The organism is Ligilactobacillus sp. JN-6 (Y).1, from assembly GCF_058111525.1.
This window is the reverse complement of record NZ_CM176599.1, coordinates 2,337,680-2,349,142: the sequence shown is the minus strand read 5'-3', so window position 1 is coordinate 2,349,142 and position 11,463 is coordinate 2,337,680. Positions and strand designations below refer to the sequence as shown.

General features: G+C 38.6%; 22 protein-coding genes. 18 read left to right on the top strand and 4 right to left on the bottom strand.

All coding sequences use genetic code 11. The features are described from left to right. Positions 1 to 15: 15 nt before the first annotated feature. The 3 genes from AC3XNE_RS11055 to AC3XNE_RS11045 form a co-directional block, all read right to left on the bottom strand. Positions 16 to 819, bottom strand: coding sequence for an SHOCT domain-containing protein (locus tag AC3XNE_RS11055; RefSeq protein ID WP_489832124.1), 804 nt, complete (start codon positions 817 to 819; stop codon positions 16 to 18). 65 nt (positions 820 to 884) lie between these two features. Further along, a complete protein-coding gene (locus AC3XNE_RS11050) occupies positions 885 to 1,280 on the bottom strand; it encodes an ImmA/IrrE family metallo-endopeptidase (protein ID WP_489832123.1) in 396 nt (131 codons plus the stop codon). A gap of 10 nt (positions 1,281 to 1,290) precedes the next feature. Continuing rightward, on the bottom strand, positions 1,291 to 1,644 hold the full coding sequence (locus AC3XNE_RS11045; protein ID WP_489832122.1) for a helix-turn-helix domain-containing protein: 354 nt from the start codon (positions 1,642 to 1,644) through the stop codon (positions 1,291 to 1,293). 191 nt (positions 1,645 to 1,835) lie between these two features. Here AC3XNE_RS11045 and AC3XNE_RS11040 point away from each other — a divergent pair, with 191 nt between their 5' ends. Then, entirely contained in the window at positions 1,836 to 2,810 is a 975-nt protein-coding gene (locus AC3XNE_RS11040; RefSeq protein ID WP_489832121.1) for a phage antirepressor KilAC domain-containing protein, read from the top strand. 2 nt (positions 2,811 to 2,812) lie between these two features. Continuing rightward, the gene (locus AC3XNE_RS11035; protein WP_489832120.1) at positions 2,813 to 3,094 is read left to right on the top strand and encodes a hypothetical protein; all 282 of its coding nucleotides are present in this window, start codon (positions 2,813 to 2,815) and stop codon (positions 3,092 to 3,094) included. Between the two features lie 12 nt (positions 3,095 to 3,106). Here AC3XNE_RS11035 and AC3XNE_RS11030 read toward each other — a convergent pair whose 3' ends face one another. Further along, a complete protein-coding gene (locus tag AC3XNE_RS11030) occupies positions 3,107 to 3,277 on the bottom strand; it encodes a hypothetical protein (RefSeq protein ID WP_489832119.1) in 171 nt (56 codons plus the stop codon). Between the two features lie 94 nt (positions 3,278 to 3,371). Here AC3XNE_RS11030 and AC3XNE_RS11025 point away from each other — a divergent pair, with 94 nt between their 5' ends. The 16 genes from AC3XNE_RS11025 (at position 3,372) to AC3XNE_RS10950 (ending at position 11,045) form a co-directional block, all read left to right on the top strand. Further along, positions 3,372 to 3,641 (top strand): hypothetical protein, encoded by a 270-nt coding sequence (locus AC3XNE_RS11025; protein WP_489832118.1) that lies wholly within the window; start codon positions 3,372 to 3,374, stop codon positions 3,639 to 3,641. A 101-nt stretch (positions 3,642 to 3,742) separates the two neighbouring features. Next, the gene (locus tag AC3XNE_RS11020) at positions 3,743 to 3,913 is read left to right on the top strand and encodes a hypothetical protein (RefSeq protein WP_489832117.1); all 171 of its coding nucleotides are present in this window, start codon (positions 3,743 to 3,745) and stop codon (positions 3,911 to 3,913) included. Positions 3,914 to 4,036: 123 nt separating this feature from the next. Further along, the gene (locus AC3XNE_RS11015; RefSeq protein ID WP_489832116.1) at positions 4,037 to 4,231 is read left to right on the top strand and encodes a hypothetical protein; all 195 of its coding nucleotides are present in this window, start codon (positions 4,037 to 4,039) and stop codon (positions 4,229 to 4,231) included. Then, positions 4,215 to 4,436 carry a hypothetical protein gene (locus AC3XNE_RS11010; RefSeq protein ID WP_489832115.1) on the top strand — a complete coding sequence of 74 codons (222 nt, stop codon included), beginning with the start codon at positions 4,215 to 4,217 and terminating at the stop codon, positions 4,434 to 4,436. The genes AC3XNE_RS11015 and AC3XNE_RS11010 overlap by 17 nt, the downstream gene beginning before the upstream one ends. Positions 4,437 to 4,455: 19 nt before the next feature. Further along, a complete protein-coding gene (locus AC3XNE_RS11005; RefSeq protein ID WP_489832114.1) occupies positions 4,456 to 4,662 on the top strand; it encodes a hypothetical protein in 207 nt (68 codons plus the stop codon). Continuing rightward, positions 4,655 to 5,527, top strand: coding sequence for a recombinase RecT (locus tag AC3XNE_RS11000; RefSeq protein ID WP_489832113.1), 873 nt, complete (start codon positions 4,655 to 4,657; stop codon positions 5,525 to 5,527). Before AC3XNE_RS11005 ends, AC3XNE_RS11000 begins: the two co-directional genes overlap by 8 nt. Then, positions 5,499 to 6,308 (top strand): PD-(D/E)XK nuclease-like domain-containing protein, encoded by an 810-nt coding sequence (locus tag AC3XNE_RS10995; protein WP_489832112.1) that lies wholly within the window; start codon positions 5,499 to 5,501, stop codon positions 6,306 to 6,308. The genes AC3XNE_RS11000 and AC3XNE_RS10995 overlap by 29 nt, the downstream gene beginning before the upstream one ends. Positions 6,309 to 6,437: 129 nt before the next feature. Continuing rightward, positions 6,438 to 7,145, top strand: a complete 708-nt coding sequence (locus tag AC3XNE_RS10990; RefSeq protein WP_489833414.1) for a putative HNHc nuclease — start codon at positions 6,438 to 6,440, stop codon at positions 7,143 to 7,145. Then, the gene (locus AC3XNE_RS10985; protein WP_489832111.1) at positions 7,135 to 8,031 is read left to right on the top strand and encodes a DnaD domain protein; all 897 of its coding nucleotides are present in this window, start codon (positions 7,135 to 7,137) and stop codon (positions 8,029 to 8,031) included. The genes AC3XNE_RS10990 and AC3XNE_RS10985 overlap by 11 nt, the downstream gene beginning before the upstream one ends. A gap of 9 nt (positions 8,032 to 8,040) precedes the next feature. After that, positions 8,041 to 8,976, top strand: a complete 936-nt coding sequence (locus AC3XNE_RS10980; protein WP_489832110.1) for a P-loop NTPase family protein — start codon at positions 8,041 to 8,043, stop codon at positions 8,974 to 8,976. 3 nt (positions 8,977 to 8,979) lie between these two features. After that, complete coding sequence (locus tag AC3XNE_RS10975; RefSeq protein ID WP_489832109.1) at positions 8,980 to 9,180, top strand: hypothetical protein; 201 nt, start codon at positions 8,980 to 8,982, stop codon at positions 9,178 to 9,180. Next, entirely contained in the window at positions 9,165 to 9,584 is a 420-nt protein-coding gene (locus tag AC3XNE_RS10970; protein WP_489832108.1) for a RusA family crossover junction endodeoxyribonuclease, read from the top strand. The genes AC3XNE_RS10975 and AC3XNE_RS10970 overlap by 16 nt, the downstream gene beginning before the upstream one ends. Then, complete coding sequence (locus AC3XNE_RS10965) at positions 9,581 to 9,784, top strand: hypothetical protein (RefSeq protein ID WP_489832107.1); 204 nt, start codon at positions 9,581 to 9,583, stop codon at positions 9,782 to 9,784. Before AC3XNE_RS10970 ends, AC3XNE_RS10965 begins: the two co-directional genes overlap by 4 nt. A gap of 76 nt (positions 9,785 to 9,860) precedes the next feature. Further along, positions 9,861 to 10,085, top strand: a complete 225-nt coding sequence (locus AC3XNE_RS10960; protein ID WP_489832106.1) for a hypothetical protein — start codon at positions 9,861 to 9,863, stop codon at positions 10,083 to 10,085. Continuing rightward, on the top strand, positions 10,082 to 10,264 hold the full coding sequence (locus AC3XNE_RS10955; RefSeq protein WP_206463946.1) for a hypothetical protein: 183 nt from the start codon (positions 10,082 to 10,084) through the stop codon (positions 10,262 to 10,264). The genes AC3XNE_RS10960 and AC3XNE_RS10955 overlap by 4 nt, the downstream gene beginning before the upstream one ends. Beyond that, positions 10,257 to 11,045, top strand: coding sequence for a DUF1642 domain-containing protein (locus tag AC3XNE_RS10950; RefSeq protein ID WP_489832105.1), 789 nt, complete (start codon positions 10,257 to 10,259; stop codon positions 11,043 to 11,045). The genes AC3XNE_RS10955 and AC3XNE_RS10950 overlap by 8 nt, the downstream gene beginning before the upstream one ends. Positions 11,046 to 11,463: the final 418 nt, after the last annotated feature.

Genomic DNA, 11,463 nt, shown 5'->3' with positions numbered 1-11,463 from the left:
TAGTTTTATCAATAATTAGATGTTTAGCATTTGCTTTTTCTTCGCTTCAAATTCTTCCTGTGTCAATATGCCGTCATCGGCTAATGATTTAAGCTTTCTGAGTTGATCGGACATATCGTTATTATTTTGAATATTCTGATTTTCAGAAGCAATGCAATTGTTGTTTTCTGCGATTACACTATCAAGCAGAGCATAAAGGGTACTACACTGTTTATAGCTTTCTTGAGTGTCAGCACCTTGCTTAGTAGGCTTTTTGATAAATCTAATAGCGACAGAATTGCCTTGACTTAGCGAAATATCAGCGCCTAGTTCATCTATATACGCGAAGTTTTTACCCCCAGTAACCGCGCCAACAATTGCGCCGGCTCCTCCAGCAATAAAATCTCCGGCTACAGCACGAGCTATTCCATGATGTTTCTTTTCAGAATGCCCACGTTCAACTGGCTTGTATGAAATAATATCTGCATAGCGAAATTTGAACAGATCATCGTTGGATTTTAATAGGGCCTCTTTATTATCAGGGTCGAAATAAGCATTATCAAAATTGATTATTCTTGCTCCATTAATCTGTAACAATCCTTTTTCTTTTTCTTGATCAGTTAGTTTTGTGAGATTTGTTGAAATTGATTTAACATGTGCTTTGTCAAATTCTTCAAAAGTGTGTTTACCAACCCACATCATTGTTTTTGTATTATATTCAGAAAAAACGTCCTCCACGCAGTTCGTACAAATTTGTTTTTTGTCTTTAGTAACAGGAGCATTCTCTACAAGTCCGATTTTTCTACCACATGAGTCACACGTACGATTGATAATCTTCATAATTGTTACCCCCAAACGTTTAATTTTCCCCGGAGTTTAAAGTCCACGTGGACCGGACAATATTGCTATTTTTTATTAAACCGTTGCCTGACTTTTTCAATTAGATAATCAGGCACACCATAGCTTTGCATAAATGCCATATAATCGGCAGGCTGTTCATCAATTTCATTACTATATTTGATTATAATATCGATAGCCTTTTGGTTTGCTGCACTTTCGATTTTAGTCTGGGAAGTAGCAGAACAATAATACATTACTCCACCGTCTCCATTAATCACATGGCCGAGTTCATGAGCAAATATAAATGGTATTTCGGATTTATTGCTCCAATTCGTGTTGATTACCACATGATTTCCTAAACAAGTAGAAGGGACATCATTTTTGAAATGAACTCCATCTAATGTAACTTCGATTTTATGATCATATGCAAATTTGCAAAGCCAATCCATAATATTATCCAATAAATCAGCCTCATTCTTTACCGCGCATTATCCTTAACATCATTTCTCTGTCTTCTTTTGATAATGGTTTGCCTTGATATGTCATTAACACACTATCATCTGCTATATCAAATTTACCGTCATCGTTAGTGCCACTACGATCTTCTGTTCTCCCCAATAGATAATCGGTTGAAACGTCAAAAATATTTGCGAAAGCATTAGTTTCAGCGGTAGAAACTTTTCTAAAACCTTTTTCAATTTTATTTAAAGCAGTTTTATCAAGATTTACTCTCCGTGCTAATTCTGCTTGTGACCAATCCTTTTCTTCACGTAAATTAACAATTCTGTTTCTTAAAATTAAGTCACTATCTGCTTTATCGGGCATAGTATCGACGCCTTTCCTTTAGTATATATTAACGTTGCTATTTACGCAACTAATAATAGCATATATTTCTAAAACAGATATTAAAAGTTGCGAAAATAATTAATTTAATGCTTGACGTTGCGATTATAACAATGTATAGTTAATACATGGAGTTGCGATATTGGCAACGTTGAATAAAAGGGGGTGTTATTTTGACTAGCGTAATAAATTTAGATCTAATCAAGCAAAGAAGATTGGAAAAAGGGTATAGCAACAGCGATATGGCAGAAATTCTAAAATTAAGGGATAGAACAGCGTATTATCGCAGAGAAAATGGAGATTACAAATTTCAAGCTGCCGAGCTTCCATTGCTTTCCAAGGCTTTAGATTTACCGTTAGCAAATTTTTTTAAGCTTAATGTTTCGAAAATCGAAACAAACAAAAAAGAAAGAAGGAAGAATAGAATGCAAGAGCTTATCAAAGTTACAGTCAAGAACGATCAACAACTTGTTTCTGCTAGAGAACTTCATAAAGGATTAGAACTAAAAAAACATTTTGGTGATTGGGTGAAACAAAATTTCAAAGAATTCGTTTGTGGCCAAGATTATACGAGTGCACCTCAAAGTGCAGTCGTTAAAAGCGGAAATGGCGCAGTTAGAAAATATGATGATTATGCTTTGACAATTTCAATGGCAAAAGAACTTTCGATGATGTCACATACGGAACAAGGAAAAAAGTACCGTAAATATTTTATTGAACTGGAGCGCAAATGGAACAATCCAATGGAGATTGTAAAGCGTGGCTATTCAATTCTTCAAAACGAAAACACCAAATTAAAGCTGGAAAATAGTGAAATGAAACCAAAAGCATTATTTGCCGATGCAGTATCTACAAGTAATACAAGTATTTTAGTAGGTGAGCTTGCAAAACTAATCAAACAAAATGGCTATGATATCGGTCAACAAAGATTGTTCAAATGGTTACGAAATAACGGCTATCTAATTGCTGGAAATCGATCAGATCGTAACATGCCAACACAGAAATCATTGGAACTTGGCTTATTCGAAATAAAAGAGCGTAGCTTTCAGAACCCAGATGGCAGCGTAAGAATCACTAAGACACCAAAGGTTACTGGCAAAGGTCAGCAATACTTTATTAACAAGTTTCTTGCTAAAAAGGAGGCTTAAAAATGAATATCAAAGTTGGCGGCATTCATTACGAAGTCTTTGAAAAAGAAATAGTTGAGAATGACCCAAACGAATATGGAGTTTGCGTATACGCCGATAACCACATCGAAATTAAAAGTGGTCTTTCAGATGAACGTAAAACGCAAACGCTGATTCATGAATTACTTCATGCAATATTTTTTGAAGCAGGATACGAAGATCATGATGAAAAAATGGTTGATCAATTATCGTTAGTTTTGAATCAAGTTTTAAAAGAAAACGATCTAGCCAAATATTTTGACTAAATCGTTAACTGATCATTTCTCAGTTCTTACGCCTTTAAACTTAGAACCGTTTTGTTTAACATCCATAAACCTGCCAGTTTCTGAATTTCGTTTAACATAACGATTCGTCTTAGGGTTATAAGCCTGAGAACGTTGACGAACAGCACCCTTGCGAGCGTTATTCTTTGGTGGATTTGTTGCCAAAGATTCACCTCCTTTCGCTAGGAGAATAACTCAATTATAGATGATTAAGAACTATAAAGGATAATCAATTGATTTAAATAAGGAAGTGATTGTGATGGCAGAAATCAAGTTGGAAGTGCAAGAGGGAGCTGAAAAAGAATTCTTTGCACATCTGATGGAGAAGTTTGATGAAGAAGTTGGGAAAGCAGCAGAGCTTAGACAGAAACGCTATTTCACTAAGAATGAGGCTGTCAAATATCTAACATTAAAAGATTCTTGTTTCAAAGACCATGTTCGTTATTCGATACCTGTTGCAACAGTTGGCACTCGTCTGGTGTTTGATCGTAAGGACTTAGATGAATTCATCGAGCAGCATAAAACGTAAGGAGATGAGGACGTGACACCAATGGAAAACTTCGTAAGTGTGGTTGTTGCTTATTTCATTATTTTAGGCACGACCGAGTACATCAAGAAGAGGTGGCGGAAGTGAGTATTTTAATCACAGCTTTAATCGTACTGCTAGTCGTTATCCTAGACGGTTGCGACTACAGATGGCAGGAAAGGAGAAAGCAGTATGAACTGGATACTGATTCAGCAAGTAGTAGTAAGCATTATGGCGGTGGCCGTCATTTTGAGCGGAATAATCGGACTGATTAGGGTTGTGCCCGAGATCAACCGAATTTGTCGGGGAGAACAAAAAAATACCCACGATAGCAGTCGTGAGTAAGTAATATATGAAAAATATTTTTACAGGTTAATTATACCAGATTGGAGCAGATTATGACAGCAACCGAGCAATACGAAAGATTAAAACACAAAATTGCTGTAAAGAGTACACCAGCAGAGCGCATTTCGTTTATGAGAGCGTTGATTGCTCTGTACGGCGATCAATTATCAGATGAGCAGATTGATGATTTGGGAGCAAATATCAGGCTTGCTCAGGAACAGGAGGAACAACATGCCGATAACATTTGACCAATTCTGTCAGGCAAACATGATGTACTTCGATATTAAGAGAAAGTATGAAGCTGAGAAACGTTTGCCGAATGAAGATGAGCGTAATCGAATGGATAAGCTAGACGCTTATTGTGACTTGTACCTTGTTCAAAGAAAGAAGGAGCGAGCTAATGCAATACAACTTAGACGCAATACAATCGCAGCAGGACACCCACTCATCTGAATGGAGACGCCAATTTGTAATGTGCAACGTACCGAAGCCGCCTAAAGAATTACACGACTTGAACGGTGACTTAATCACCGAAGATGAGGTCTGGATGACCGATGATGGGTTAGTTCCAATGAGCCAGCTGATTGCATATTGCAAAGACAAGTATGACCCACGCATTTGTGATGTAAACATGGCGATCGAAACAGTGGAAGAAATAGGAGGATATTTCTATGAATAATCAATTAGCAAATTTACCAATGAAAAAGTTAGTACAACAGAATGCAATCCAGGACATGATGAAACGGACACTTGGAAGTAAGGCCCAACAGTTCACGACATCATTAGTCAATATCGTTAATAGCAGTACGCAGCTCAAGCATGTTGATCAGATGTCAGTTATTCAATCAGCGATGGTTGCTGCTTCCTTAGACCTGCCAATTGACCCGAATCTTGGCTACATGTGGTTAGTCCCTTATGGACATTCAGCAACTCCTCAAATTGGTTACAAAGGTTACATCCAATTAGCACAACGGACTGGCCAGTACAAAGCGATGAATGCTGTCGTGGTCCATGAAGGAGAACTTGTTAGTTGGAATCCGCTAAGTGAAGAGGTTGTCTTTGACCCGACAAAACAAGCTAGTGATGAAGTTGTTGGATATATCGGATATTTTCGTTTATTGAACGGCTTTGAAAAAACAGTCTATTGGACTAAGGAGCAGATGGAAGACCACCGCAAACGATTTGTTAAAGGTAAAGGCGGTCAAGATAAACCATCAGGAGTTTGGGGAACTGACTACGACGCTATGGCTCTTAAAACAGTCATCAGAGGTCTTTTAAGCAAGTGGGGTCCAATGAGTGTACAAATGGAAAAAGCTATTCAGATGGACGATAAAGAGCCAGAAAACGAACGTCAGAATATTGACGCAGATGAAAACGAGTTTGTTGATGAAACCGCAGCAACTGAAACGACTGAACAAATGCTTGATGAATTTATCAAAGAGCAGACAGACAAACCTGAAACAGTTGATACAAAGGAAAACAATCAGGCCAACCAGAAGCAAGGTGAGTTGTTAGATGAAGTCACAAACAAGCCTAAAGAGTAGTAATTACTACTCAAATGAAATGGACTGGCGGTATATGTCCGCCACTTATTTCAAGAAGTTCATGAAATGTGAGGCAGACGCACTAGATTGCTTGCAGAAGCCACGAGAGACCACGTCAACGGCTTTAATTATTGGTAACTACTTGCACAGCTGGTTTCAGGGAAAAGAGCCACACGAGCAGTTTATTACCGATAACAAGGACATGCTATTTACAAAGAACGGCAAAAAAAGAGCTGACACCGTGAAGTGTGACGCAATGATCGAACGGTTGGAGAAAGACAAGTTATTTAATTTCTTTTATCAAAACGATCAATGTCAAAAAGAAGTTGTCTTATCTGGCACGATTGCAGAAACCGAATGGAAAGCAAGAATTGACTGCTTGAATATTGAAAAAGGCTACTTTTGCGATTTAAAAACTACAGCAGACTTGCACAAACGCTACTGGAGCAAGGACAAACATAGCTGGGTAAGCTTTATTGACGCTTATAACTATGCTTTGCAGATGATTGTTTATAAGAAGCTGCTGCAGCAAAAGTACCACAAGCCGTTTAACTGTTATATTTTTGCAGTCGATAAAACGGCGGTCCCTGGAATTGCAGCAATTGAAATGCCAATCGAGGATATGCTGCCACAGTTGGATGTTATCCGTGATTATATGCCACGAGTTAAGGCAATCATGAACGGAGAAGAAGAGCCAGAGAGTTGCGGTATATGTGATTTTTGCAAGAGCAATCAACCATTAACAGGCTTCATTAACCCAAGACAGTTACTAATAGATTAGAGGTGGAATAAATGCAGGATTGGCAAATACAAGCAGCATGTGAAGCATACGGATATGAAGGAATTTGGGATGTTCCTCAAAAGAAAATGGACCAAGTAATGGAATTAGCAGAATTGTTGGGTGATTAACATGTGGATACCAGCAATAGTAAGCCAATTTGTAAATAACAAATTAACAGTGATTATTGAAGAATCACTAAACATTGAACACATCAAAACAATGTATGGAGAGAACTTCAAGCATATTTTTGCACGTATTGAAATAGTTGATCCACGCAAAGCACGGCCAACACAAAGAAAATTATTCTTTGCTTTATTGAATGACATTCAAACTTGGTCTGGAGCACCAATGAAGGAATTCTTAAAGGATTTCTTTTACACCACCTACGCGATTGAAAACGATGGGGCAGAAATAAGCCTAGCCGATGACACTAAGAACAGCGTTTCAGACGCTAATAGACTGCTAGATATCGTGATTGATTTTATGCTCGAGTGGTCCGTTCCCTTCAAGCAAGGATATGAACTGCTGCCACGAGACGAGAATTACTTTTTATATCAATGTTGCAAACATCGAAAGTGTGTGATTTGTGGCAAGCATGCCGATATCGATCATCTTGATGAAATAGGCAGTGGCTTGAATCGTAATCATGTGGACCATAGCAAAAGACACGTAATTGCATTGTGTCGGGTTCATCATTCAGAACGCCACCAGATAGGCAATAAGCAATTTAGCAACAAGTACCATATGCCGCTGAACGGAATCAAATTAGATGTTGAAACGCTCAAGAAGATAGGTGTTAAGGGAGATTATCGAGAGGAGGAACAGCATGGCAGTTAGAAAAGTTACAAAACAAGACAGAAAATTTCAAGGTGTTTGGATACCAGCTAAGTATTGGCTAGATGAAGAACTAAAAATCGTTGAAGTTGTTTTTCTAACCGAAATAAATAGCTTAGACAACGATCAAGGCTGCTTTGCATCAAACAAATATTTTTCTGAATTCTTTGGCTTAACTGCTGGAAGGTGTTCACAAATTATCAATGGCTTAGTTGACAAAGGCTACTTGTCTGTTAAGTACGACAGAGAAGGAAAACAAATTAAAAAGCGAACCCTTAGGGTAGTTAATAAATTAAATACCCCTATTAAGAATATTAAAGGGGGGTATTTAGAAAATGCTGAAGGTAATAATACAAGTATTAATAATACAAAGAGAATTAGTAGTAGTAGTAAAAGGGCTCCTGACATCTTCACTGAATACCAGATGACTGGAGCAACATTGAGCAACAATAACATGCTGGTTCTGATGGACTATGAGCAGCGATTGAGTGATGAAATCGTCTCACATGCTATCAATTATATGGATCAACATGCTACAAAACCTAATTTTAATTATCTAAGACAAATCCTTGATGGGTATGAAACTGGTAATGTCAATACGGTTGAAAAGGCAGAGAAGATTGAAAAAGCTTGGATAGAAAAAAACAAAGCTAGAAACAGCGGCTATAAGCGTTCTAATAAGGAGAAACATCATAGTATTAAAGAAACGTGGGAAAAAGAACATCAACGCAAAGAGAAACTCAAGCAAGAGTACCTCACTAAGTATGGTGAAGTGCCTGTCAATCTTGACACTCTCATGGATCGACCCAACATTAAACCAATGTTCAAGGCTGATGAAGAAAAAGAAATGGCTGAGCTAGGCATTAGTGAGGACGACATGCCATGGTAGGAGAAAATTATGCAGGGAATTAATGAGATCGTTCTGGATTACGTCAAAAGATACTCTAACGAAGAAAAAGAGTTTTGCCCGGAATGCTTAGAACATGGAGAAAAAACAACCATGTTTCGACCTAAAGGCGACAAGATAACTTATGACAATTACGATCGTAAAACTGTGCATAAGGGTGTTAAGAAAGCTGCTTTTTGTCCTGTATGTGGATATTCGACTTTGGACGGTGGAACTAAGCCAGTCACTAAAGATGAATTAGAACAGCGAACTGCTCAGATAGCTACCGAGAACAGTCTAAAACATGGAGCAATTGGTTATCTCACTTCAACGTCAATTTTTGCCAAAGATATAACGAATTGTACCTTTGATAATTTTGCAAAAGATAATGATGATCGCCTGAAAGTTGCGAGGTATGTCTATAAGGGTGCTATGCACCTTAGCGAGGGCGAAAGCACTCATATGATTTTGCAGGGGCATACAGGTTCTGGCAAAACACACTTAGCTTTTGCAGCGATTCAAGAAATTTTCAAGCAAACTAAATATCGAGTTAAGTATCGTAAGCGTCAAAAAGGCACGAATGAATCAGCGGACGCCTATCGCAATATCGAAATACTTTTCTGCTCATGGCCATTGTTGATGAAACAGATTAAGGACGGTTTCAATGACGATCAGATAAAAAAGGCAACCGATCGAACTGTTTCAGCATTACAGACCGCAGATATCGCTGTGGTTGATGATCTAGGCGCTGAACGTGATACAGACTTCAACTTCGAACAGATTGACAACTTAATGCAGATTAGGGAAGACATGCCCTTGATTGTTACAACTAACGAAAGCTTTGAAGAACTAACGGAAAAATACGACGAGCGAACGGTTTCAAGGATTCAAGCACACAGCGCATTGATTAAGTTCGATGACGTAGCAGATTATAGACAAGGAGGCTAACCCATGCCAAGAAAAATCAGACCAAATCAAAGAATTATCCACTGGAACCCGAAATCACACACATTAATTAGATCAAGTGTCGAGCCGTACGATCTAGGGCCAGTCTATAAAACTACCGCAGTTGACCCCAAGCCCAGACGACGAGGTTGGAACAGTCATGCTTTTGTGGATGACCAGGTACAACGGAAATGGTCGATGATATGAGACTAGTTTTTGAAATCGAGCCAGTCGCACAAGCAAGACCACGAGCGGTACGGATGGGAAGAAGTCTGCGAATGTATGACCCAAAGAAAACGGCAGACTTCAAGAAGCAATTGCATTGGTTGGCTCTAGCAAAACATGTTGTGCCTATCCAAGAGGCATTGAGTGTTGAGATTTGGTTTTATCGTGCAGTGCAGAAGTCCGTCAGTAAGAAAGAACACCTCAGACGGACGACAGGACACGTTAGACCAACAGTTAAGCCGGATACCGATAATTACATCAAAAGTACGTTGGACGCTCTGAATGGCATTCTGTGGCTTGATGATGCACAGATTGTAGATTTAACAGCACACAAGTTTTATTCGGACAACCCACGTATCGAAATCGAACTGGAGGAATTCCAATGAATAAAGATCAAAAGAAACTGTATGACTGGTTAGCGCTTACCAGCCAATTAGAGGCAATGTCTGTAATTGACATATATTATGATATGGACGCATGTGCAGATTTTGAAACCATAAAAGCCAGAAATAGGCTGACTGAAAAAGAGAAGGACCAAGCTATCTATCAAGCAATTATTGAGCGCTGGCATGATGAACTATTTTAAGGAGGACGAACAATGGCTGAATATTATCGTGTCCGCACGCCGTCGTGGTCGGCAACAAGTTTGAGGGGGTAGAAGAATGACTGAAAACGAAAAGTTTTATGTTATTAAGTTAAACGACGAATTATATCTTGATGCACGGATTGAGCCAAAGACTATTTGTGCAAGGCGCACTTTTACCAAAGATTTAAACAAAGCTAAGAGATATATACATTCTGCCGATGCACGTAGTACTTCCGAAGACTTAGGTGGGTATGTCGTTGAGGCTTCCTACCAGTTACGGAGACTGGAGGTAAAAGAATGAAATTGATTAGTTTTAGCCCATTTGCTGAAATAAACCCTCCAATTGTGGGCAAGATATTGAATGAGTTCCCCAACGGCTATGAGATACAACCTGTTAATTACAACAGTGGGAACCCGATTGTTGTTCTAAAGAACGTTATGAAAGATATAAAAATTAAGGAGGCTGAACCGCATGACTAAATATTATCGAGTACGTAGTCAAGAACAGTGGGAATGGCTGAAAAACAAGCTAGAAATTGAAGATGATCTAGATGTTTTGAATTTTCCGGTGACAATTCTATATGGTGACGTTATTTGTGGTATCTACGGGTATCACGATGACCCAGAACCGCTTATCGAAGTTTCACAACTAATGGAGGACGAAAAAATGGAAAATGAAGATTATGTAACGATCAAAGGGGAAGATTTAGAAAAAATTAAAAATGATAAAGGATTTCCGATTGCAAGGGAGGCTTTTGATTATAACAAAAATTATGGAGGATACAGCATTTCTGGAGCTGGGTATATACAGAGTTTAAGCTTTCCCAAGTCCCTGCTTTATCCGAAAGTCCGCATGAGTGTTGCGGAGAAGAAAGAGTTTGATGAACTCAAGAAAGAGGTTGACCATGCTTCTGAGGCATTGAGCACAGTACGCATTACAGATTTTGGCGAAAGTGATTTGGCGAGAAAGATTTATCGAAAGCATGAATTATCCGAACTGGACTTTGCTCGTGCCTGGGCTGACCCGTCACTTATCGAGGTTGTTAAAGAGCCAAAATTTAACGTGAAGGTGCCGGTTAGTAAGGGAAGAGATTATTATGAAAAGTATAGTACTGTCAAAGAAGATAATCTTGTGATAGTGGGCACATTAAATAGTTTAAGAGAACTCTCAACAAATACCGAATTTAAATTCACCGCGTCAGAACTCAAGGAATATGGGCTTGACGATAATATGTACGAGAAAGTCGAGGTAAAGGAATGAGCAAGCGAAGGTAAAGAGAAAGATAAGCATTATAGACCGTTTGAGCCTCAAAACTCTCTCGGTCATTGTCGGAGCAAATTAAATTTACACGCAAAATCCTAATCCTATTATTTCTCAAGCTCCGACCGCAGCTTAACTTATGATAACGGCTAAGCCAGCAACAGCCAACAAGTATTTTTGCATAATCAACTCGAACCGACAATCGAGACAACGATAAGGTTGGCTGAAAGAAAGAAGATGATAAGAGTTTACACGCCAATCTGAAAGTGCTAGATACTCACAATTTGTAGCGCAAATCAGAGGTCACGTTAATCAAAATTAGACTTGCAGACCGTCAGAAGTCTGTAAGTCATAGCTAGGGCGGAAATCTAACAAGGATGTGAATAGACCTCAATTATATTTAATTCTTGTATCCGAA

Bases quoted from the DNA above. Each gene is read 5' to 3' on its own strand.
- AC3XNE_RS11055 (WP_489832124.1), bottom strand. From the start codon at position 819: ATGAAGATTATCAATCGTACGTGTGACTCATGTGGTAGAAAAATCGGA.
- AC3XNE_RS11045 (WP_489832122.1), bottom strand. From the start codon at position 1,644: ATGCCCGATAAAGCAGATAGTGACTTAATTTTAAGAAACAGAATTGTT.
- AC3XNE_RS11035 (WP_489832120.1), top strand. From the start codon at position 2,813: ATGAATATCAAAGTTGGCGGCATTCATTACGAAGTCTTTGAAAAAGAA.
- AC3XNE_RS11025 (WP_489832118.1), top strand. From the start codon at position 3,372: ATGGCAGAAATCAAGTTGGAAGTGCAAGAGGGAGCTGAAAAAGAATTC.
- AC3XNE_RS11015 (WP_489832116.1), top strand. From the start codon at position 4,037: ATGACAGCAACCGAGCAATACGAAAGATTAAAACACAAAATTGCTGTA.
- AC3XNE_RS11010 (WP_489832115.1), top strand. From the start codon at position 4,215: ATGCCGATAACATTTGACCAATTCTGTCAGGCAAACATGATGTACTTC.
- AC3XNE_RS11005 (WP_489832114.1), top strand. From the start codon at position 4,456: ATGTGCAACGTACCGAAGCCGCCTAAAGAATTACACGACTTGAACGGT.
- AC3XNE_RS11000 (WP_489832113.1), top strand. From the start codon at position 4,655: ATGAATAATCAATTAGCAAATTTACCAATGAAAAAGTTAGTACAACAG.
- AC3XNE_RS10995 (WP_489832112.1), top strand. From the start codon at position 5,499: ATGAAGTCACAAACAAGCCTAAAGAGTAGTAATTACTACTCAAATGAA.
- AC3XNE_RS10990 (WP_489833414.1), top strand. From the start codon at position 6,438: ATGTGGATACCAGCAATAGTAAGCCAATTTGTAAATAACAAATTAACA.
- AC3XNE_RS10985 (WP_489832111.1), top strand. From the start codon at position 7,135: ATGGCAGTTAGAAAAGTTACAAAACAAGACAGAAAATTTCAAGGTGTT.
- AC3XNE_RS10980 (WP_489832110.1), top strand. From the start codon at position 8,041: ATGCAGGGAATTAATGAGATCGTTCTGGATTACGTCAAAAGATACTCT.
- AC3XNE_RS10975 (WP_489832109.1), top strand. From the start codon at position 8,980: ATGCCAAGAAAAATCAGACCAAATCAAAGAATTATCCACTGGAACCCG.
- AC3XNE_RS10970 (WP_489832108.1), top strand. From the start codon at position 9,165: ATGGTCGATGATATGAGACTAGTTTTTGAAATCGAGCCAGTCGCACAA.
- AC3XNE_RS10965 (WP_489832107.1), top strand. From the start codon at position 9,581: ATGAATAAAGATCAAAAGAAACTGTATGACTGGTTAGCGCTTACCAGC.
- AC3XNE_RS10960 (WP_489832106.1), top strand. From the start codon at position 9,861: ATGACTGAAAACGAAAAGTTTTATGTTATTAAGTTAAACGACGAATTA.
- AC3XNE_RS10955 (WP_206463946.1), top strand. From the start codon at position 10,082: ATGAAATTGATTAGTTTTAGCCCATTTGCTGAAATAAACCCTCCAATT.
- AC3XNE_RS10950 (WP_489832105.1), top strand. From the start codon at position 10,257: ATGACTAAATATTATCGAGTACGTAGTCAAGAACAGTGGGAATGGCTG.